Here is a 22,106-nt window from a genome sequence, read left to right as displayed (position 1 = left end):
CAAACTGTAATAAAATAGAATTCAGGAGTCAGGAGTCAGAATTCAGAATTGTGTGTTCTGATTCAAATTGTTCTACTCCCTACTACTAACAACCACGCAGCCGAGTTTTCTCGTAATAAATCCGAAGTAACTGCTGCTCTTTCACAGGCTGAGGAAATTTATGAATCTTTGCCACAGGATTTAGGATTTCTGACTCTGACATCCCGAAAATAGTCAGTACAGCTTGCTCTGGCATTACAAGTAAACTTTTAGCTACTTGCAGCATACAGAGTTCAACATTATTAAAGTGTTTCCGGCACGTAATCATCTCCTGAATTTGATGAATTAGTGCCAGCCCCGCAAACTGGATAACGCGCGAAATAAAGTCACTTCGGTATTCCAAAATCATCGGGAAAGCATTTATATAAGCCCTAATTAAGGCAATAATTGAAGGTTGTAAAATCTCTAACGGTGTTAACGCCAAATGTAGAGATTCTTCTAACTCAATGGTGGGGTCTACTACCAGACTCTTAAGCCAAATTCCTAAATAGCTTGCCAGTAAAGTTCCTAAATCAAAAGCTGGGTCTCCCCAAGAACAAGCTTCCCAGTCAATTAATCGTATAAGACAATTGTCTAATTGCTCCCATCTGGAATGAACCAAAATGTTATTCAATTTCAGGTCGTTATGAGTTAAGCAGCAAGGATTCCAGCTATATGCCAAATCTGCGATCGCAGATGACAAACTCTCGTAGTGTTGATAAAGAACATAGAATTTTAGTGCATCCGTGGGAACGGTCGCAAAAATCTCCGGCCCAATCGACCCTACCCCTTGCGCTGGATTGTAAAACCCGTAGCGAAACTCTCCTTGGGGAGCAGTTGCCATAAAATCCTGATATTCTCGGCGATTGTAGGTGGCGCGATGCAGTCCCGCCAAAGTTATGCCGATGGCAGAAGCAATTTCTTGTGGAAAAATCTCATTATTGTGGTATAACTCTGCAAGCTCTAGATATTCATTCAAGTAGCTACGGACAAGAATCGAATTTTCTTCGTCAAAATGCACTACCAATGGCGCAATTGCTGAAGTATTACCTAGAACTGGAAACTGTTGTAACAACTGGTGAAACAGCCACTCCTGAAACAATTCATGAGGCGCGCCGTCATTGTTGTTAACGTTACGTTCTTGTTTAATGAGCAGCTGGCGATTATCTGCTAAAGTCACTAGTAAATTGAAATTGTTCTGACTACTTCCTGGCAACTCAGATTTGTCTGATGGGCCATCTTCTGAGCTACACAGACCCGCGTCTTGCAGATACTGGATAACGTTATGAGAAGACAGTGATAATACCATGTATTATTTCCTACTTCATTAAATTACTTAAACTTATCGTGTCAAATTTGCTTGGTCTTAAGAGTTTTAGTAGATAGGAACTAATGCAAGAAGAGAGATGTGAATAACAATAAAGATTTCTACAATCTACTAATATCTCATATTTTGGAGAAAAACTTGCCAAATTGGCACCAAGTCCTTTGCGATTCCTTTAAAATTGGCTGCCAGATACCGTGACATCTTTACACTTTATCAGCATAGTTACTTAGATACATCTAGAGTAAGTTTTGTGGTAGAGCCTTTTTTTGTGGCAAAGAAGCATCCCCAGCAAAAAACTGATTGGTAGCAGATGTTGTTTGATGTTTAGTAGTCATCTTGAAAGCAGCGAAGAATTTCAGTAATCCTTCGCGGTACGAAGCACGTGATTCAACAGTATTACTTTTATTTATCATCACAAAGCCAAAAAAACCGGAGTTTTTTAGCAATTAGTAATTATTTTTTGATTTAATTTTCAGAATTGATGTCTGGAAAGCTTGTTCTCACGTTATTTTTGTCACCTACAAATTGTAGATGACTATGGGCGATCGCAAACAAAGCCTACATGAGCGTATTTTATGTAAGTGTACTTTTGTCAAGCTTGAAACATGGCATTTTTCAAGTATGATTTGTGATTACCAGTTGGCGGATAACTTTTAAAACTTTAACCTGAGAATGCACAAGCTTACTTTGAATGGAACGCGTTGTTAAAACCGGATTGGGTTGGCGTATTGGCTGGAACCCCGATACACCTGAGTTTAAAGGTTTAGTTGGTACAGATGATTGGGCAATTGAGTTAACCGAAGCCGAGTTAAATGATTTTTGTCGTCTACTAGCACAGCTAGCAGACACCATGAAGCAACTCGCAACTGAATTGATGGAAGAGGAAAAAATTACTTGTGAAGCCGAAAGCGATTTATTATGGATGGAAGTGGAAGGCTATCCTGATGATTACAGTCTGCGCTTCATCTTGAATACAGGGCGATGTGTAGAAGGTAAATGGAATGCTTCTGCTGTTCCAGATTTACTGCAAGCTAGTGGGATGCTTAAGGTTTTTTAAAATTGCCTCTTGATAATCCTACCCTTTTGCTATATGATAGGAATTCTGACCGGGGCGTAGCGCAGCTTGGTAGCGCGCCACTTTGGGGTAGTGGAGGTCGTGGGTTCGAATCCCGCCGCTCCGATTGATGATAAGCCATACCTGCTAGTCTTTTTCAAAGATTAGCAGGTTTTTTCATAGCTTTTTCCTGAAAAAACCTAACCGAACAGTAAATAGGGATGTTATACCAATTTGAAAAATGATTGCGACAGATGGAAAACTGAAACACTTATCCAATGGATGTTTCACTATCCAAAATCTAAAATCCAAAATGGTATTACCCGCACAATCAAATTTTGTCAATGATAAGTAATTAGGCGGACTTAATATAAAATCTCTAGCAGATTAGTAGGTAGATTGGCATGAGTGAAACTACAGAAACGATTTTCAGCAAAATCATTCGTCGGGAAATTCCCGCTGATATTGTTTATGAGGATGATTTAGCCCTAGCATTCAAAGACATCCATCCCCAAGCGCCCGTTCACATCCTCATCATTCCCAAAAAACCCATTGCAACACTAGCTGAGGCTGAATCTGAGGATCATGCTGTGTTGGGGCATCTTTTGTTAACTGCTAAACGTGTTGCAGAAGAAGCTGGATTAAAAAATGGTTATCGAGTTGTCATCAATGCTGGTGATGACGGCGGTCAAACAGTCGATCACTTACATTTGCATATCTTGGGAGGACGGCAGTTAAATTGGCCTCCTGGTTGATTAGAGGCAGGGGTAGGGTAAAAGGTACAAACTGAGTCAAATTGTGGGCAAAAGCACCCCTTTGCCCCTGCTTTCTAGTATCAAGGATCGTAGTGCCAAATTCTGGCAGCGCGTTTTCACTTGACTGTGCGGTAGTGTAAAAACAGATCGCTTCCAACCTGACGAGTTTCTATAAGTTCTAGATGAGGAGCAGCATAGGGAAGAAAACCCTCTCCTTCCACTGGGCTAGGGGCGTGCTTTCCCCCAAAAATGAGCGGCCAAATGGTCAACCACCAATCGTCAATTCGCCCTGCCTGAACTAGAGCAGCTGTTAAAGAGCCACCTCCCAAAGCAACAACTTTGCGAATACCCCGCTCTGCCATCAAGGTGTAGGCCCGATCCCAGTCCAGGTCTGTATCTCCCAAATCAATTAATTCAGCCAGTTTTTGCAAAGTTGTTGTATCAGAACTGCGCTCTAAAGCAGTCCGTGTGGTAAATATCCATCGCTCAATGTCCTGACTCAAAAAAGGCAAGTCCGGCGATAAGTTAAGGGAACCTGAAACAACACAAGTAATCGGCTGAGGAGACTGGCCGCGAACCTCACGTGCTGCCAACAGTTCGCGATCGCTAATTGTAAAGGCTCCCCCCTCAGCCCGAATTGTCCCTGCTCCTACCAGCAATAGATCGGCAAGAGAGACTTGATACTCCAAGTGTGCATGATCGACTACATTGGGTTCACGAGGCGCTTTCGGATCTACGGCACTAATTTTTCCATCGGCCGTCATCGCAAGAACCACAGTTGTTTGGATGGTTGACATGATTATGTTGTAACGATTCTTTATAATTTTACCTTTTTGAATCCTCTCCATACTTGAGAGTGAATAGTTGTTGCATTGTGCTTTAAATCACTTTGTTAAGTATGGCTCAAGGTGGTAAAAAACTGTTGTTGAATGATTCTCTCTACACAAGAGTTTTTTTACGCCTCAGAAACTATCATGCCTAACCACATATCTGCAATCGTCGTATTTGTCTTAATTTTAATTTTGGGGTTTGCATCTCCAGTTCAAGCTGCAACTCCCCGTTCGACTTGGGTGGTGAATGAAATTTACCAATATAATCATCCCTTTGCTTCTCAATTGCCTCAAGAACTGGCAACGAAAATGCAAAAGATGACAGCTAAAGATAGCTTTTTCACTTTTTATCGGGGGACGGCTCACATTTTTTATCGTGATATGCAGACCTTACCAAGTTCACGATTTGTAAACTCTTCAACCTCAGCCGTCTGGTTAGAAGGAGATATGCATCTGCAAAATCTTGGAGCGATAAGAGATAGCAAAGACAACAACGTTTTTGATACCACCGACTTTGATGAAGGCTATCTTGGCCCTTACGTTTGGGACTTGCGACGGATGGCAGTCTCCATTCTGTTGGTAGCTAAAAACAATGGTCTTAACTCAACTGATGCTGAGGATGTTGTGCGAAATTTCTTGGATGCTTACCTCAACAAGATGAACGACTTTAAGGGAAGCAATGATGAACTGTCATATCGTTTAGAATCCAGCAATACGAACGGTGTGGTCAAAGATTTAATTCAAAAGGCATCAGATAAGAGCCGTTCTAAGCTTTTAAAAAAGTATACAGTGCTAAATAACAGTAACAATCGCCTCTTCAAGACAGCCTCAGAACTCCAGCCTGTATCCAGCAGCACCTATTCTGATATTGCTGGGGCTATGAGCAGCTATATCGCCTCAATTCCTATCAGTAAGCGCTACAACGACAGTTACTATACTCTCAAAGACATTCGGCTTAAATTAGGTTCAGGTGTTGGTAGTCTTGGGAAGTACCGATATTACTTGCTGATTGAGGGGCCAAGTTCAGCAACCGACGACGATCGCATTTTAGAGATGAAACAGGAAGGCAGTAGCGCAGTGGCGATGGCGTTCCGCCCGCCGGAGGCGATCGCAGTTCCAGGTCTGCTGCCGAGTTCAGTCTACGGAAATCAAGAAGGGGCAAGGGTGACAATCACTACGAAAGCGATGTTATCCAATCTCGATCCCTTGGTTGGTTATACTACTGTCAGTAGCATCCCCTTTATGGTGCGTGAAAAATCACCCTACCAAGTGGACTTTGACTATAAGTTGTTAACCAGTAAGTCAAAATTCATGGATGCGATGGGATACGCAGGGAAGGTGGTTGCCAAAAACCATGCAATCTCCGATCGAGACTACGATCCTGCGATTATTCCTGTCAGCGTTGACAAAGAAGTAACTGATATTGTGAGTGGTAATAAAGCTGTATTCAAAGACGAAATTTTTAACTTTGCTGTGGACTATGCAACTCAAGTTGAATATGACTATAAGAGTTTTGTAGATGCTTATAAACAAGGGGTAAAACTCTACTAGAACATCAAACAATTGCTCCAATCAATTCACCTGATGTGTACATCAGACTTGCCTTAAAAATAGGGACTGGGGACTGGGGACTGGGGACTGGGGACTGGGGACTGGGGACTGGGGACTGGGGAAGAGATATTTTTATTGTTCCTTGTGAGTTCCGCTCATGGAGTCTCTTGCAAAAATGACTTTTGCAAGAGGCGGGAAAAGGGACTCATGTTTTTTATTGTTCCTTTCCCCTTTTCCCCTTACCCTTTTCCCGACAAATGCCAACAAGTCTATTACTTTAAGTTGTCACCAATCTACAGAGCATGGGAACGAGGAAAGCTTACAGCCAAGCGCGATCGTATTGAACAGGCCAGAGTTTATCGTGTCCCAGTTGTTTGGCTGCCAGATGTGGCCAGTAAGGATTGCGGAGTAGTTCGCGTCCTAACAGGACTATATCAGCGACTTCTGTACGAATAATCTCGTCAGCTTGTTCAGGGGATGTAATTAAACCCACGGCTCCTGTATGAATATTAGCTTCGCGGCGGATGCGTTCGGCAAACTGAGTCTGATAACCAGGTTTAATTGGGATATGAACGCCCGGTATAGTACCGCCTGATGAAGTATCGATGAGATCGACTCCTAAAGACTTGAGTTTGTCACTTAAAGCAATACTTTGCTCAATGTCCCAGCCATTGTCTACCCAATCAGTGGCGGAGATGCGTACCCAGAGTGGATGTGTTTGAGGCCAAACCTCTCGGACTGCTTGAACTACCTCTCTGAGCAGACGAGTCCGGTTTTCAAAGCTGCCACCATAATCATCTTGACGGTGGTTAGAAAGAGGTGAAAGAAATTGGTGCAGTAGATAACCGTGGGCAGCATGGATTTCCACTACCTTGAAACCAGCTTGGAGAGAACGTTTGGTTGCTTGAACAAAGGCGTCAATAATTTCTTGAATTCCTTCAAGAGTGAGAGCTTCTGGAACTGGGCTATCTTTGCTAAAAGCGATCGCACTACTCGAAACTAAGGGACGCCAACCTTCCTGAGATTCATCTAGTGCTTTCCCTCCCTTACTCGGTTTGGCAGTGCTGGCCTTTCTACCCGCATGAGCAAGTTGAATACCTGAAACAGCACCAAAGTTATGAATTAGTGCCACAGTCTTGGCTAAAGTTTCGATATGTGAATCCGACCAAATTCCCAAATCTTGCGGGCTAATGCGTCCACGCGGCTCTACAGCTGCCGCCTCTGTGAACACTATACCTGCACCGCCAACTGCGCGAGAAGCTAAATGGATAACGTGCCAATCATTAGCATATCCATTTGTACTGGAATATTGACACATCGGTGAAACAGCGATGCGGTTGCGAAAAACAACTTCACGAATCTTGAATGGTTCAAATAGATGTGCCATTAATCTTGATTCCTTCTCTTGCTACGTAAAATAAATTGGGGAGGATTTGCAGCATGAATTCGATTTTGCATTAATTAAATAGAGAAGTCAAAATTCAGAATGCAATCAGTGGGGAATTTAGACCGACCACTTGATAGTTTCCCAGCAAATTTTGAATTTGCTGGGAGACTTAAACCCTTACTCTCAGAGCCGAATTTACCGCCGTAGGTATCGCAGTAGTTCTTGTGTAGGGCAGTATTCTTCCAGCCAACGCTCTTGCTAGCTTGCAACTCTTACAGAGTGGGCGGACTCGCTACCGCTATGCTATCCTGCCTTACGCAAGAACTACCTCTTTTGTTAAATATTTGTTGAATGACTAGAGTCATCATAGAGATTTGGAGAAATCGACCGATCGTCAGGCTTTTGAGACTGCAATTCCCAGATATCGCGTTTTCCTAGTTCTCGATCCACTAATAGCTGTAGATGGTCTGGTAATTTAGTTGTTTGCCAAATTGACCAAATTTCTTCACTAAATAATTCTTTTTCAATTTTTCCAGAAAACATGATTTGACCTCCACGAATGTTCAAGTTTAAGTTTAGTAACTCCTAATTTAGGAAAGACGAAGTAACAAAATTGTCATTCTTCATTCTTTCGCTATCTTTAAAATACAGGTAGTATTCGCTCTTAATACTGCTTGTTAAGAAAATCTCTAACTTGTGCATATTTAAGTAACTTTTCATTACGGATATTGTCGATGGTATCGCGTCCTGTGAGGGCAGTAATCCGTTGAAAAAAGGCAAGTGTATGAGCGCGATCGCTACCAATTTGTCTACTCAAAATTAAATGCAAATCCAGGGTTATAAATCAGCAAAGTTGCCTGACTAGCTGCTTACAGAATAGACTTCTTGCATAAATCAAATGTCCTCACCCTCAATCTCTCTTTGAAGCTGGGGAGATTACGCATCAAGCGCATATAATCATGAGCTTCTTATAGCGCGACGATTAGGACGCCCTTCGTCATCTACGAGGCAACCAGTACCAGAAGGTGCTGTTGCTCTACTGGTACCGCAGTAGCCTTTATCTACGAGTATCACTCTTACCCCTTGAGCAGCATTCCAAGTTGCCCAAGTTGCCCAAGTTGCTGATGGATCGCGGCTTATGACTAGAACATCAGTTTCTAAATTCAGTTGCGAAGTCGAACTATTGCCTGACTCCGATTGATATGTATTCACGATTACATCTCCTAAAAAGTTTACTTGGCACTAAATTTTGAGTTTATTGGCTAACCCACCTAATTTTTTGCTAAAATACGATAAGTACATCGTATTACCGTATTATATAGTTATGAGATTTACATAAATTGTGCTAAAAAACAAGAGGCTATTAAAATTTATTGATATTACCTTGAATAAAATGCAGTCTGTGGCGAAAACTTTCTCAAAAAAATAAAGGACAAGAACTATACTTGTCCTCAATGGTTAAAATAATATATCCTACATCGAATAAGAGTTAGATGAGACAGGGTAAAACTTTTAGCTTAATAGCCTGCTATGCAATTATAGTTAAGATATAAAGTACGTATTAGACTTTGGATAAAAAACTAACTTGTTGGCGTAAACTCTACGCCAACAAAAAACTAATAATTAATCTTGCGTATAGTTCAATACGCTTAGTTTAAGGGGTCTTGGTGTAGATAATTGGTCTTTCCAGACGCGATAAATCGCGTCTCTACATCCGGGTTTTGGGTTTATCTGAACTGTATTGGCTGATAGTTTTCTGCAAAAAAGAATTGAGCAATGAGATTGTAGACAATCTAGTTGCTCAATTAAAACCTAACGAAATAAGTATTTGTTGGTAAAGTTTGGGCAGTTCCTACATTTGTAGCCAAGTCATTTTTTTTATTATCTGTTTTGATGACTGCAAACTTATCAGTAAATAGCAATACTTCACCATTTCCCGGTGTTACCCAAGCGTGGCGAGTCATTAGGTTTTTGGAGACAACTAAAAGAGATGCATCTCCACGGTAAGGCGAGATGGGTTTACCCATGAAGGTTTGATTATCTCTATTGGCGATCGCATAAGCAGCAGAAGAACCCACAAAAATTTTACTGCCATCTGAGTAAATAGTTTTAGGGAAATTGCTACTGCCGTCTCCCATCCCGGCAGTTGTAGGCTTTCTTGGAATACTTAGCTGTCCACGCTCGACAGTAAAATTAGTCAGATTAACAGTTCCTATATAAACCTTTGTCTCATCACGGGTTTGTGCAGCATTGGTATAGCTGTCTGTGGTAATCAAAGTCTTTGTTAATAAGTCTTTGCCATTCCACCTGTAGATTGAGTTACCCCCATAAACTGAACCAAGGACATAAAGCTTGTCTTCAACAATATGTAATCGGTTAAGTCTTGTGTCTGCCATGTCGTGAGCAAGATCGGCAGAATTGTAGCCCCAAAGTTTGCCTTGGTTATTTCCTGCTAAATTTGCCAAAGCAAATATTTTTGCTCCATCGAAAACCATTCGGTAAAGAAAAGCTATCTGAACGGGAATGCCTAACCTCTTTTGTTGCTGATAGCCACTAGTGTAGAGATAGCCGTTTTTATACTCAAAATCCATTACCTCAGTTACGCCATAACTCTGTTTGGCTTTAAAGTTGAGGTTTTTGTCATAAATTGATAGAGTATTTGCAGACTGGTAAATAATCCAATCTTGCAAAAATTTTACCCGTGTCTTTGAATTAGCTTTGTTGCTAACTATTTTTTGCTTAGTTCCGTCAGTTTTGATTTTTACTAGTCCTGTTGGAACAGCTAAGACATAAGTTTTGCCGTCAATTGCTACTATGTCACGAGCATCATAATTAGAGTTTGGGATTAGTTTTTTCGTCCCATTACTTTCTACTTCCCATACACCTTCAGTATTGATGACCGCAACTTTGCTGCCGTTAGTGCAAGCTGCTCTTGGCGAAGAAATATTAAGATATGTAGCTAAAGCGGGGGTAGAGTAATCAAACATTGTACAGTCCTAGATAAGGTTGACTGAAAAGTATTGGCTGTTCAATTAAGAAAAAAATTTTGGGAGTTTTTGCGCGTTTTTAAGCTAAACTCGTCTGAAAATTGAAGAAAATATTGGCTACGGTAAACTCAAACTCAAAGGTTGAGTAATCCGCAAAATATGCATATCTGCAAACATCGCTAAAATTAGAATTGAATTGTTTGTGGTTATGTCGTAGCGATAACCTGTTAATTGGGGGAAAGTAACTTCAATTAAGCCTCTCTGGCTGCTTTCTAATTCGACAAATACTTCACCGACACTTTCTGCCCCAGCTCGCCCATCTCCTTTAACATCCCCTCAATCTTTTGCATAGCTAGAGATGAAGGCTTGGTATATTCTTTCTCCCAACGGTTTACCGTCGAATAAGTTATACCTAAAGATGCTGCAAACTGTTCTTGGGTAAGACCAATTATGCCACGAAGTTCATGGATGAGCTTTCCAACTTCCGGTTGCTTGATTAGCAAAGGTTTCTTAATAGTCATTTAGCTAAGAACGCACCTGTTAATCTGGCGAGTGATATGTATTCCGCTACATCCTATTGGGGCTAATGCTGAATTGATAGGCGAAAATATACTAGAATTTTTATACTTTCTTGGTTTGCTAACCAAGTAATTACACGTCCGTAGATACGTATTTCCTAATGAGATTTTTAAGGCAATACGCTTGGGTTAAGGGTTGTTGGTGTAGATAATTGGTCTTTTAAGACGCGATAAATCGCGTCTCTACATCTGGATTTTGTTGCTCATTTTGAACTGTATTGTTTTAAGGAATCAATTACGCACCGAAATAAGCAAGTAGGAGTTCTATAGAACGTTTCATTTTCCCAAACCCAGGTGATTTTGTAATGCTTGACGCATCACTTCTACAGGCAAAGTTTCCTGCTGCAACCAGATTTTTAATGCTGCTACCCCTTGTTGAACTAGCATTTCTAATCCATCGATCGCAATTGCACCTTGTTTTTGTGTCTGCTGGAGAAATTGCGTTGGTTTAGGAATATATATTAAATCGTAAGCGATCGCACCCGTTGGTAAATTCGCGATTTCTTCTACATTCAAAGGCGATTCATCGACTTTGGGATACATCCCAATCGGAGTTGTATTTACCAGCAGATTTGCTTGGGGAATTAGTTCTGGTAATTTCTCCCATTGATGAACCTGGAATTTCTCAGCAAGGGGTGAATTGCTCCAACTATTGCGGAATTCTTCTAATTTCTGCATATTGCGCCCAACAACATGAATTTGGGCAAAACCTAACTGAGTACAACCTGCGACAACAGCTCTTGCTGCACCACCATTGCCTAAAATTACCGCTACTTTCTGACTCCAATCTTGTTTATATGTTGTCTGCAAAGGGGCGATAAATCCTTCTATATCTGTATTTGTGCCTACCCATTTGTTATTTTGGCGGCTAACAGTATTCACGGCTCCAATAGTTTGAGCCAAAGGTGTAATTTCTGAGAGTAAGGGAATGATTGCTTGTTTGTGAGGTATTGTCACACTAAAGCCGACAACCCCAACAGCAGCTAAACCTGCGATCGCCACCTCTAAGTTCTGTGGTTCAATCGGAAAAGGCAGATAAATGTAATCTAATCCTAATTGTGCGATCGCTGCATTATGCATCACTGGCGACAGCGAATGCTCCACCGGATGCCCAATTACCCCTAGTAGCTTAGTTTTGCCTGTAATTTTTTTTGTCATTTGTCATTAGTCATTAGTCATTAATCATTAGTCATTTGTCATTGGGAAAGAGGAGGCAGAAGGCAGGAGTTCTTTAATTTTGAATTTTGAATTTTGAATTTTGAATTGATTGCTCCCCTGCCCCAATCCCCTCAGGTAGCCTACAATTATTAAAAGCTCCTTAACATTTCTTTAAATCATGCAGGCAACTACAGCCTCCTCTACAACTCCAATTCCTGGCAAATATTGGCAGTGGCGCGGGCACAACGTTTACTACGTGCGTGCGGGAGAGAAACAAACGCAACGTCCGCCTTTGCTTTTGGTACATGGATTTGGTGCTTCCACAGACCACTGGCGCAAGAATATCACAGGATTGTGTCAAGATTTTGAAGTATTTGCGATCGACCTTTTGGGATTCGGGCGATCGGCAAAACCAAAATTGCAGTATAGTGGCGACTTGTGGCGCGACCAACTCCATGATTTTATCAGCGAAGTGATTGGTCAAAAAGCAGTATTAGCAGGTAATTCTCTTGGTGGTTATGCTTGCTTATGTGTTGCAGCCCAACGTCCTGACAGTGCGGCTGGATTAGTGTTGCTCAATAGTGCCGGGCCTTTTAGCGAAAGCCAGGTGACATCTGAACCGGAAGCTTTGCAAAGCGAAATTCAGCCACCCAAAAAACCCTCTTCTTTAGAGAAACTTCTGGGTGACTCAGTTAAATGGATTTTTCAACAACCTTTAGCTCAGTTTGTGTTATTTCAATACGTGCGACAACGTTGGGTAATACGCCAAACCTTAGAAAAGGTATATCTTGATAAAAGTGCAGTTACAGATCAATTGGTAGAAGAAATTTCTCGTCCTGCTTTTGATCCGGGTGCGTTGGATGTATTTGTTTCAGTTTTTAGCAGTCCTCAAGGGGAAAAAGTTGATGTACTACTAAAGCAATTAACTTGTTCTCTGTTGATGTTATGGGGAGAAGCCGATCCGTGGATGAATGCTAGAGAACGTTCTCGAAAGTTTCGTCAATATTACCCGGAATTGACAGAGCATTTTTTAACAGCAGGTCATTGTCCCCACGACGAAGTACCCGATAAAGTAAACCAACTTTTACGCGATTGGGTTTTGTAAAGGTTAATACAGTTCAGAATGAGCAACAAAACCCTCATTCATGTAGAGACGCGATAAATCGCGTCTTGAAAAACCAATTATTTACACCAATAACCCTTAACCCAAGCGTATTGAATTAAAGGTTTGTAGTAAGCGGCTTCAGCTGCTTACTACGAATAAACTTATTTAAAAACGTAAGATTTAATTTCTTGCTCTATTTGATCACTAATAATCTCAGTTCCCATACCAATTTTATCGAGGTTAACCCTCACAAAATTTGTTTTGTCTTCTTTTGTAAACTTTTTATCATTATCCGAGTCTTTAAGAATTTTGAGAAAAATTGCATTTTGACCTGGAACAACAACCCAACTGATGATTCGAGTATTATTTGGGGTAATTTGCTGGAGGTTCTTACCTGATAAATCTGAAAGATAGGCAATAGTAGCATCTTCGCTATTAAGTTTTTTATCTATATTTGTATCTTGGTCAATGATTTTATATAACCAAACTCTTGTAGTAGGCTTGTTTACCATTTTTACTTCCAATAAATCGAAGGAAGCGACAATGGCTTTTTTATTTAATAAAAGATGAGCTTCACCACCTTGCTTTTGATAAAAGATGATGTTATACAATTGATTATTTCTTGCCTTTTCATAAGAACGTGAAAGGTTTAAATCAACTCCTTTATCTTCATTCTGTTCTGCAAGACTAACAGGAATCATTAGATAATCTGATTGTTCTTTAATAATTAAATCGCCATAGATAAGATTTTGTTGTGGCTTCGGTTTCTCAGTTGCTTTTGCCTGTTCTGCATTTTTACTAACAGAAGATTTACAAGAAAAAGAAAGTGCAGCTACAATCATAATTGTAGTAATCTTAGTTAAAAAGCGATAATTTTTCATCAAATTTTCCTCGCAGGATATGTTGCTGTCTTATTTTATTCCCTGCTGGAAAATCAGCTAGAGTCCAATACGCTTTAATACAGTTCAGCTAAGACTAAAAATTATACTGATGTAGGTTGGGTTTATCTGTCGCTCAACCCAACAAAGCCCCACCCATAATCTCTACCGTACTGAGAAAATCATATTACAATAAAATGCCAAAAACCTGGTCGAGGTTGACCAGGTTTTATCGAGTTTACAGGTTTCAAATTTTAAACTGATTAACTAACTGAAGGTTAATAACTAGGGTGGACTAAAAAACTAACAAACTCAGCATTCTTGCGTTTTTCCGCTTTAGGATTTGGCTTTGCCCTCTACATTAGGCTTTTTGCCACTTTTATCACATTTGATATGCTGAAATTTGCTTGGGCTGATGACGAGGGGACACTAAGTCATTGACCCTTTTGTTTGGTTTATTTTGTTTGGTGTCCTACTATCTAAATTATCACTTACATTTGTGAGTTGCAACCCTTGGTTTACGAAAGTTGACGTTTTGTTAGGTTTTGCAATCTAGACCATAAATTTGATCCCCGACTCTCTTTTGAAGAAAGTTAAAGGGATCTTAGATAGATTAAGCATCGCAACAAAACTACATTGTCATCAATTCCACATAATCTGATTGTCATCCAGACGATCGGTGACAATACTGCTAATGGCATCAATTTCTGCCAATTCGGCTGTAGAAAGCTTGATTTGGGCGGCTAATGCATTTGGCGACAAGCCGCTATGACGCGTCTGTGCGTTTGTTTGAGGTTGATCAATTAATCAGGCTAAAGCTAACTGAACAAGGGTACAATTATTAAGAAGAGTTATAGGACGCAGTTTTTCTAGCGCTTGTTAGGCAAGTTCAAAGTTTCGCCTTGAAACAGTTTATTTTTAGCACGGTTATCTATTGGGTCAAATTTATGACTGAGAGCAAATCTCCTGTTAACAACCCCTGTACTAAAGGCGAATAAGCAAGGATAGAAATATTGTTTTCGATACAATAGGGCAATGCATCTTGTTCTACCTGTCTCCAGAATAAAGAATAGGGTGGTTGTAAACTATCAATACGTCTATAACTTGACGTCTATAACTTGCTGCTTCTGCTAACTGGATGCTAGAAAAATTGGAAACACCGATCGCTTTCCTAATTTATTGCCTTGGACAGGTTCACACTTTATCAGTCTTAGCTTCAAATTAAATCAGAGTTACAGTAGATACCGATGGAATTGACTACAACTTTTCATGCTCTCAAAGAATGGGCAGTTGCCATAAATGCCTTGGAAAGTGGCAAAACAATTATGTTGCTCCGCAAAGGCGGTATCCACGAACGAAATGGACATTTCCAAGTCGCTCACAAGCAAATTCTGCTTTATCCTACTTATGAACATCAACAAGCTTTCATGCTGAAAGCTGAATATGCCAATAATGTCTATCCAGTAACATCAGGCTGGCATCCTGAAACAGTTCGCATTGGTAGTTGGGCTGAAATTACAGATATTTTGCCCTGTAGTGACGAATCTATTGTCAACAACTTACTTCCCTTCCATATTTGGAACGAGCATTTTATTAGCGATCGCCTCAAATGGAAGGCACGTCAGCCCCTTTATATCCTCCTCCTACGGACATATAAACTACCGCTTGAGCAAGAAATTCCCTATTACGCCAAATACGCTGGCTGCAAGTCATGGATTGATTTAGATCGAGAAATTCAGTTACAAACAGCACAACCAGTTTTATCTAACTTTGCATACAGCCAACTAGTAGAGACAATTCGCGAGATTGTCGGCGATAAGTTGTATGTTCCATCCTTCTAATAACCCAACTTGTTTGCTCAAATCCCCGACTTTTTTAAAAAGTCGGGGATTTAAATTTAGCTTATAGATAAATACGAAATTGTTTCTCGTCATCAAACGGAAGATTGTATACAACCAACATCAAAATAGATTTTATATTGTTTGCTCAAAGTGTTTAATCAACGATTTATAACTAATACTAATTCAATTAATGATTGCAACACATCCTTGGGTAAAGACGCGACGCCAGTCGCTACAACGGGGAGGCAGCGCGGTCTTGGGGGTTCCCCCCATGAGCGACTGCCGTGGGAACCCCCGCAACGCGCTGGCTCATGAATCGCGTCTCTACAAATGGTCTATTTGTCGCATTCTTTTTTCAAATTGGTATAACTTCTAGAATCTGCGCTTATATATCTCAGCAGAAAAACAAATAGTCTAATTCCGAGCCTCAGCCAAAATAGTAGTGATTGTTACACACGATCGCAAAAAACGCGGATAACATGAGAAAAATCTCACCCAATAAACAAGGTGAGCCAAGGCTGTTTATCTTTATGTCCCGTTAGCAGCTGTCTTCCAGGCTATAAGTTATTAAGCAATTATCTTGCAGTGGATAGAACTTAATTACATTTTGTCTAAAGTACTAGGCAAAAATTATCCCCAAGGGTGATAATTAGCTTGACAAAGATAAGCTATTATGCATCATTAGCTAAAAGCAAAGGAGTTTGCAATGCATCGACAAATGTGCTGGTTATCTAAGTCTGGTGGCGATGGAGAGAAAATTTTGTATTTGCAGACAGAACCCAATCAACCTTGGCGTCCTTACACAGCTTTTGGACATTTTGCAGTCCCAGATTATCAAATACCAGGTGGCTCTAAAGGTTGGGCAACTTATCAAAAACTTTTGAAAGCAGGTTGGACACTAGTACCTAGCGCACGGGCAAACGAGTTTGGCAGCAGTAGCTACGCAGAGTCAACAATCCAAAATCAATAGTCATTTGTCATTTGTCATTTGTCATTTGTCATTAGTTATTTTTTGCGTCCTGGCGTCTTCCTCACAAACCTCTGGGGGAACCTTCGCCGCGAGGATCGGCGGCTCCTTCTAAAATTCCATCAGATGTAATAGCGATCGCGTTACCATTACCCCAAGGAGTAGTTTCCTTAATTTTGTGCCCCCGACGGCGTAAGTCTTGCAAAGTCAAAGCATCCAAGCCCCAAGATTCAACGCGCAACTCATCTGGCAGCCATTGATGATGTATGCGTGGAACAGAAATAGCCGCACCAACATCCATGTTGTATTCCAGCACATTCAGGATTACTTGCAAAACCTGGGTGATGATGGTGCTACCACCAGGCGCACCCGCCGCCATCCGAAAATGACCATTTTCTGTGACAATTGTGGGAGTCATACTGGATAGAGGAGTTTTGCGGGGTGCAATGCTGTTGGCATCATTACCAACTAAACCAAAGGCATTAGGCACTCCTGGTGCAGCAGCAAAATCATCCATCTCATTGTTGAGGATAATTCCAGTTCCCGGTGTCACCACACCAGCACCAAAACTGAGATTAATGGTGAAAGTCAGACTGACGGCGTTGTGTTGTTCATCCACAACATTCAGATGAGTGGTTTGGAGAGATTCATGCGGAAGACAAGGGGATGAAGGAAGACGCAGACATTTTGAATTTAAATCTCCTGGCTTGACTTCGGTGGAGGGTCGAGCCATTTGCATATTAATTTCTTGACGGCGTTTTTTGGCGTAAGCTGGACTGAGCAGTTCTTGTACAGGGACTTTGACAAAATCAGGATCGCCTAAATATTTTGAGCGATCGCTATAAGCAATCTTCATTGCTTCTACCATTAAATGTATCGCGTCTGGATGATGCCATCCCAAAGATTTTAGATCGGTGTCACCGATAATATTTAAAATCTGCAATAGGTGAACGCCTCCTGATGATGGTGGTGGCATTGAGCAGATTTTAGCTTTGCGGAAGTTGCCACAAACAGGAGTGCGCCAGATTGGTTTGTAGGCTTTCAGGTCTTCGAGAGAAATTAAACCACCATTTTTTACCATATCAGAAGCAATCGCCCGAGCAATACTTCCGGTGTAAAAACTTTGGGGATTTTCGGCAATTGCTGTTAAAGTGCGTGCCAAATCGCGCTGCACAAGTTTTTCCCTTGGTTGATAAAATTCACCATTGCGAGTGAAAATTTCTCGCGCTGCGGGATTCTTGAGAATTGCTTCCTGGCGCTGGTTCAGCCTTTCGGTTAGCACATTGCCAAGAATAAAGCCATCTTTAGCGAGTGCGATCGCAGGTTTCATTACCTCTTGCCAAGAAAGCTTACCATAGCGGCGATGCACCTCATAAAGTCCCGCCACCGTTCCTGGTGTCGCTACTGCCAAATAACCATTAATACTTGCATTCGGACGCACCTTTCCTGCTGCATCTAGATACATATTTTTTGTGGCTTTTAGGGGTGCGCGTTCGCGGAAATCTAACGCTTTCATCTCGCCAGTTTTCTCAGAGTGCATCAATAAAAATCCGCCGCCACCGATTCCGGCTGAAAAAGGCTCAACTACAGAAAGAGCAAAGGTTGTGGCTACAGCTGCATCCACTGCATTACCCCCTTTGCGTAACATCAAAATTCCCGCTTCACTTGCTAGGGGATGGGCTGAAACCACCATCCCCTTCTTGCTGCGTAGGGGTAAAGTTAAGGCAGCTGATGCTACTTGGCTGTAAACGAGGACGGTGAAAGAAAAGATTGCGCTTGCAACTCGCTTGGGTTTAGCAACAGCAAGCTTTTTTATACCATTACTCATAAAATATTATATATATTTAGCATCTTGGTGTACTTAATTTATCAGATTTTGATTACCATTGTTTGCGTAGCTTGCGGCCGTAGATATCACTCTCCTACCCCCATTATTTGAACGATTATGAATATGAAGAGTATGCAAAGATTTTTTTAAAAGATAGACATCTAAGTAAATATTCGGTATTTAGTTATTGTTGGGTTATTTTGATGTTTCCTATTTCCAGATAGAATTTTCAAAGGCGAGGCCTACGGCGGCAAGCTACGCTGATAACGAATTCATAAAGATTTCCTGTTTTGTACTGTCTCAAGTGTTCCCTACCTATTTTGAAACTAGTAAGACTTATGCGTTGACAAACCAACTAAATTTTGTATAGTGCTTAAGGCTTAGATAGTCTTCAATACTGGGATAAGTAATGTTTGTAAGGGAATTAAAGAGGAAATCTTTAATAAACAATTTGCGACTCTATCTAAAGACTGAATAAGGTATGCCGAAAGCTTGAACTTTTGGCACATTATTTGTGCTATCAAACAGCACTAACTCGATTATTGACAACTAAAGTTACTCCAAAAATCGATTCAATCAGGAAAAACTTATGGCAATTATCACTGGAACTAGCGGTAACGACACCCTAAAGGGCGCTTTTGATGTCTTCGATAACTACGACACCCTAACTGGTGGCGGTGGCAACGATATATTTTTTGACGGCGGCTCAAACTACATTAGTACGATCGCTGATTTCAGTGGAGTAGGTAAAGGAACAAACCCCACAGCAGCAGTCATTGCTGAAGTAGATACCTTAAATTTCCAGAACAATAGTGGCTTCACTGCCCAAAACTTGCTCCTCACCCAGAATGGCACAAGTTTGTCAATCAGCTTTCAAGGGTTTGATTATTACAAATTTATCCTGGAAAACTTTGCCCTAGAAAACCTTGATAACCTAAGCTTATCCACTGGGGCCACTGTAGACTTAGGCAATATTCTGTTTTATGGGCAAACTACCATCACCGACAGCTTTGATGTCTTCGATGCCAACTTCACCCAAAACACTGTCTTTAAAAAAAATACAGTCACTTTCCTAAACGACCTAGACAACAATGTTAGTGGATTTGACAATTCAAATGATGTCATCAATGGTCAAGCAGGTGATGACATTATTGAAGGCTTAAGTGGCAATGATATTTTGAGGGGTGGTGCAGGCAATAATACCCTCAACGGTGGTGTTGGTGACGATACTCTGTATGCTGACTCTCCCTCAAGCAATAATCTGTTTAATGGTGGCGATGGCAATGATTTTCTTTCCACCTCTGGCAGCGACGAATACAACTACTACTTACTAGACTACGACGATCGCTCTTTAGGCAATAATACCCTCAACGGTGGTGCTGGTGATGATACTTTAAATGCTAGCGGTTCATTTGGCGATAACCTCTTAGATGGAGGCGATGGTAATGATTCTCTCTCCATCTCTGGAAGTGTAAGCAGTGAGGAGTTCACAGCGTCTAACTCTCGCTCAGAAGGCGATAATACCCTCAACGGTGGTATTGGTGATGATACCTTGAGTGCTAGTGGTTCAAATGGCAATAACCTGCTTTTTGGAGCCGATGGCAATGATTTTCTAGATATCTCTGGCTATGTTTACCAATATTTTGACTCCTACCTCGACTCTCGCTCATCTGGCAAGAACCTGCTTTCTGGAGGCGATGGCAATGATACTCTAACAGCCTCTGGTGCCACTGGTAATAACACCCTCAACGGTGGTAATGGCGATGATAGCCTTACAGGCGGTGGTGGTAAGGATAGCCTCACAGGCGGCGGTGGGAAGGACAAATTTGTTTACAATGGCTTAAGCAACGCAACTGATACTTACAGATACCTCGACATAATTAATACTGGCACTACTACAATCGCTGATTTTACTGGAGTAGGTAAAGGAACAAACCCCACAGCAGCAGTCATAGCCGAAGTGGATACTCTAATATTCCAGAACAATAGTGGTTTCACTGCCAAAAATTTGCTTCTCACCCAGAATGGCACAAGTTTGTCAATCAGCTTTCAAGGATATGGTGATACCAGATTCATCTTGGAAAACTTTGCCCTGGAAAACTTGGATAACCTCACCAAATCTACTGGAGCCACTGTAGATTTAGGTAATATTCTGTTTTATGGGCAAACTACCATCACCGACAGCTTTGATGTCTTCGATGCCAACTTCACCCAAAACACTGTCTTTAAAAAAAATACAGTCACTTTCCTAAACGACCTAGACAACAATGTTAGTGGATTTGACAATTCAAATGATGTCATCAATGGTCAAGCAGGTGATGACATTATTGAAGGCTTAAGTGGCAATGATATTTTGAGGGGTGGCGATGGCAATGATACTCTCAATGGGGGCGATGGCAATGATACTCTCGATGGTGGCGATCGCAATAATATCCTCAATGGTGGCAATGGCGATGATTCCTTTAATTTCGGCTCCCTATCGACGTTAGTAACTCAAACAGTAGACGGGGGAACAGGTAACGACTTTTTGTCTTTGAGTTATAGCAGTGCTACCACCGGAATTACTTCGACTTTCAACCCTACTAATAACACTGTAGTAATTTCAACAACGCCGGACACAACAGTGTTTAGTTACAAGAATATCGAACAATTAAATATCACAGGTACAAACTACGATGATTATCTAGTCGGAAGCACTGGTAATGATACGCTCCGCTCAGGCAATGGCAACGATACAATAGATGGCGGCACTGGTGAAGATTTCTTAGATATTAGTCTTTCAAAAGGAAATCACCTCCTCAATGGAGGCGATGGCAATGATTCTTTACGGGCTTGGAGTTACATTTACGACGAATTCGGAAATGTTGTTGAGGGTAGCATATCGGGCGATAACACCCTCAACGGTGGTATTGGTAATGATACATTGAATGTTTACGGTTCAACAGACGATAATCTATTAGATGGGGGTGATGGTAACGATTTTCTCTCTGCCTTCTCTGGCTATTCTTCCTTAGGTAATAACACCCTTAACGGTGGTGTTGGTGACGATACATTGAATGTTTTCGGTTCAAGTGCCCACATATTAGATGGGGGCGATGGTAATGATTCCCTGATAGCCTCTTATGAGACTGGTAATAATCTATTAGATGGGGGCAATGGTAATGATTTTCTCTTTGCCGATGCCTCAGGTCATAACACCCTCAACGGTGGTGTTGGTGACGATACATTGAATGTTAACGGTTCAAGGGCCAACATATTAGATGGGGGTGATGGTAATGATTCCCTGATAGCCTCTGATGCCACTGCTAATAACACCCTCAAAGGTGGCAATGGTAATGATACCCTCATCGGTGGCAAGGGTAATGATTGGCTCTTTGGGGAAGGTGGTACTGATACCTTTGTTTTCAATAGTTTCAATGAAGGTCTCGATCTGATACGTGATTTCGGTGCCGTTAATGAACCGAATGAAATAATTCAAGTGTCGGCTGCTGGTTTTAGTGGCGGTTTATCAGCAGGTGTACTTAAAGCAAGTCAGTTTACACTGGGAGAATCTGCAACTACTAGTAGCCAGCTATTTATTTATAACTCCACTACAGGTGCATTGTTCTTTGACTCTGATGGTAGTGCAGGCGCATTTACTCAGGTACAATTTGCCGGATTATCTCCTGGGTTGTCACTAACCAACAACAATTTTGTGGTTGTTTAATCGTTATCCTCAAAGATGTAATTGAATAAAGTATGCTGAAAGCTTTAACTTTTGGCACATTATTTGTGCCATCAAACAGCACTAACTCGATTATTGACAATTAAAGTTACTCCAAAAATCGATTCAATCAGGAAAA

General features: G+C 41.1%; 18 protein-coding genes, 1 tRNA gene and 1 pseudogene. 8 read left to right on the top strand and 12 right to left on the bottom strand.

What is annotated here, in order from left to right:
• Nucleotides 1-85: 85 nt before the first annotated feature.
• Nucleotides 86-1,327, bottom strand: a complete 1,242-nt coding sequence (locus RM049_RS06320) for an aminoglycoside phosphotransferase family protein (RefSeq protein WP_322703564.1) — start codon at nucleotides 1,325-1,327, stop codon at nucleotides 86-88.
• A 709-nt stretch (nucleotides 1,328-2,036) separates the two neighbouring features.
• Here RM049_RS06320 and RM049_RS06315 point away from each other — a divergent pair.
• The 3 genes from RM049_RS06315 to RM049_RS06305 all read left to right on the top strand — a co-directional run bounded on the left by RM049_RS06315 (nucleotide 2,037) and on the right by RM049_RS06305 (nucleotide 3,154).
• Complete coding sequence (locus RM049_RS06315; protein WP_322674860.1) at nucleotides 2,037-2,402, top strand: DUF1818 family protein; 366 nt, start codon at nucleotides 2,037-2,039, stop codon at nucleotides 2,400-2,402.
• 50 nt (nucleotides 2,403-2,452) lie between these two features.
• Nucleotides 2,453-2,526 (top strand) — tRNA-Pro (locus RM049_RS06310).
• A gap of 277 nt (nucleotides 2,527-2,803) precedes the next feature.
• On the top strand, nucleotides 2,804-3,154 hold the full coding sequence (locus RM049_RS06305; protein ID WP_322674861.1) for a histidine triad nucleotide-binding protein: 351 nt from the start codon (nucleotides 2,804-2,806) through the stop codon (nucleotides 3,152-3,154).
• Nucleotides 3,155-3,270: 116 nt separating this feature from the next.
• On the opposite strand, the gene RM049_RS06300 is transcribed toward RM049_RS06305, so the two are convergent.
• The gene (locus RM049_RS06300) at nucleotides 3,271-3,951 is read right to left on the bottom strand and encodes a RibD family protein (protein WP_322683679.1); all 681 of its coding nucleotides are present in this window, start codon (nucleotides 3,949-3,951) and stop codon (nucleotides 3,271-3,273) included.
• Nucleotides 3,952-4,083: 132 nt separating this feature from the next.
• Here RM049_RS06300 and RM049_RS06295 point away from each other — a divergent pair, with 132 nt between their 5' ends.
• Nucleotides 4,084-5,535: a DUF2252 domain-containing protein gene (locus RM049_RS06295; protein WP_322703563.1), complete on the top strand. Its 1,452-nt coding sequence runs from the start codon at nucleotides 4,084-4,086 to the stop codon at nucleotides 5,533-5,535.
• A gap of 319 nt (nucleotides 5,536-5,854) precedes the next feature.
• Here RM049_RS06295 and namA read toward each other — a convergent pair whose 3' ends face one another.
• From namA to RM049_RS06260, 7 genes are all read right to left on the bottom strand, one after another.
• Nucleotides 5,855-6,922: an NADPH dehydrogenase NamA gene (gene namA / locus RM049_RS06290; RefSeq protein ID WP_322703562.1), complete on the bottom strand. Its 1,068-nt coding sequence runs from the start codon at nucleotides 6,920-6,922 to the stop codon at nucleotides 5,855-5,857.
• A gap of 336 nt (nucleotides 6,923-7,258) precedes the next feature.
• Nucleotides 7,259-7,465 (bottom strand): hypothetical protein, encoded by a 207-nt coding sequence (locus tag RM049_RS06285; protein ID WP_322703561.1) that lies wholly within the window; start codon nucleotides 7,463-7,465, stop codon nucleotides 7,259-7,261.
• Nucleotides 7,466-7,586: 121 nt separating this feature from the next.
• A complete protein-coding gene (locus tag RM049_RS06280) occupies nucleotides 7,587-7,739 on the bottom strand; it encodes a hypothetical protein (protein WP_322700753.1) in 153 nt (50 codons plus the stop codon).
• 140 nt (nucleotides 7,740-7,879) lie between these two features.
• Nucleotides 7,880-8,134: a hypothetical protein gene (locus RM049_RS06275; RefSeq protein ID WP_322703560.1), complete on the bottom strand. Its 255-nt coding sequence runs from the start codon at nucleotides 8,132-8,134 to the stop codon at nucleotides 7,880-7,882.
• A gap of 593 nt (nucleotides 8,135-8,727) precedes the next feature.
• Entirely contained in the window at nucleotides 8,728-9,909 is a 1,182-nt protein-coding gene (locus RM049_RS06270; protein ID WP_322675642.1) for a hypothetical protein, read from the bottom strand.
• Between the two features lie 272 nt (nucleotides 9,910-10,181).
• Nucleotides 10,182-10,430 carry a helix-turn-helix transcriptional regulator gene (locus tag RM049_RS06265; protein WP_322703559.1) on the bottom strand — a complete coding sequence of 83 codons (249 nt, stop codon included), beginning with the start codon at nucleotides 10,428-10,430 and terminating at the stop codon, nucleotides 10,182-10,184.
• Between the two features lie 333 nt (nucleotides 10,431-10,763).
• Nucleotides 10,764-11,645, bottom strand: a complete 882-nt coding sequence (locus RM049_RS06260; RefSeq protein WP_322703558.1) for a shikimate dehydrogenase — start codon at nucleotides 11,643-11,645, stop codon at nucleotides 10,764-10,766.
• A gap of 178 nt (nucleotides 11,646-11,823) precedes the next feature.
• Between RM049_RS06260 and RM049_RS06255 the strand changes: the two genes are divergently transcribed.
• The gene (locus RM049_RS06255) at nucleotides 11,824-12,750 is read left to right on the top strand and encodes an alpha/beta fold hydrolase (protein ID WP_322703557.1); all 927 of its coding nucleotides are present in this window, start codon (nucleotides 11,824-11,826) and stop codon (nucleotides 12,748-12,750) included.
• A gap of 161 nt (nucleotides 12,751-12,911) precedes the next feature.
• Here RM049_RS06255 and RM049_RS06250 read toward each other — a convergent pair whose 3' ends face one another.
• Nucleotides 12,912-13,631, bottom strand: coding sequence for a hypothetical protein (locus RM049_RS06250; RefSeq protein WP_322703556.1), 720 nt, complete (start codon nucleotides 13,629-13,631; stop codon nucleotides 12,912-12,914).
• Between the two features lie 639 nt (nucleotides 13,632-14,270).
• A pseudogene (locus RM049_RS06245) lies at nucleotides 14,271-14,798 on the bottom strand (aldo/keto reductase); the annotation flags it as partial.
• A gap of 77 nt (nucleotides 14,799-14,875) precedes the next feature.
• On the opposite strand from RM049_RS06245, the gene RM049_RS06240 reads away from it, so the two are divergent.
• Both RM049_RS06240 and RM049_RS06235 read left to right on the top strand, forming a co-directional pair.
• Nucleotides 14,876-15,469, top strand: coding sequence for a DUF1802 family protein (locus tag RM049_RS06240; RefSeq protein ID WP_416212617.1), 594 nt, complete (start codon nucleotides 14,876-14,878; stop codon nucleotides 15,467-15,469).
• A 706-nt stretch (nucleotides 15,470-16,175) separates the two neighbouring features.
• Nucleotides 16,176-16,439, top strand: a complete 264-nt coding sequence (locus RM049_RS06235) for a hypothetical protein (RefSeq protein ID WP_292785151.1) — start codon at nucleotides 16,176-16,178, stop codon at nucleotides 16,437-16,439.
• 61 nt (nucleotides 16,440-16,500) lie between these two features.
• Here the strand turns inward: RM049_RS06235 and ggt are convergent, their stop codons facing one another.
• Nucleotides 16,501-18,264 (bottom strand): gamma-glutamyltransferase, encoded by a 1,764-nt coding sequence (ggt, locus tag RM049_RS06230; protein WP_322703555.1) that lies wholly within the window; start codon nucleotides 18,262-18,264, stop codon nucleotides 16,501-16,503.
• A 589-nt stretch (nucleotides 18,265-18,853) separates the two neighbouring features.
• On the opposite strand from ggt, the gene RM049_RS06225 reads away from it, so the two are divergent.
• A complete protein-coding gene (locus RM049_RS06225; RefSeq protein ID WP_322703554.1) occupies nucleotides 18,854-21,970 on the top strand; it encodes a calcium-binding protein in 3,117 nt (1,038 codons plus the stop codon).
• The last annotated feature ends 136 nt before the right edge of the window (nucleotides 21,971-22,106 follow it).

It is taken from the genome of Nostoc sp. DedQUE04 (assembly GCF_034530995.1).
Classification (GTDB): Bacteria; Cyanobacteriota; Cyanobacteriia; order Cyanobacteriales; family Nostocaceae; genus Nostoc.
The sequence above is the reverse complement of the archived record's forward strand: the minus strand, read 5'-3'. Positions and strand labels throughout refer to the sequence as shown.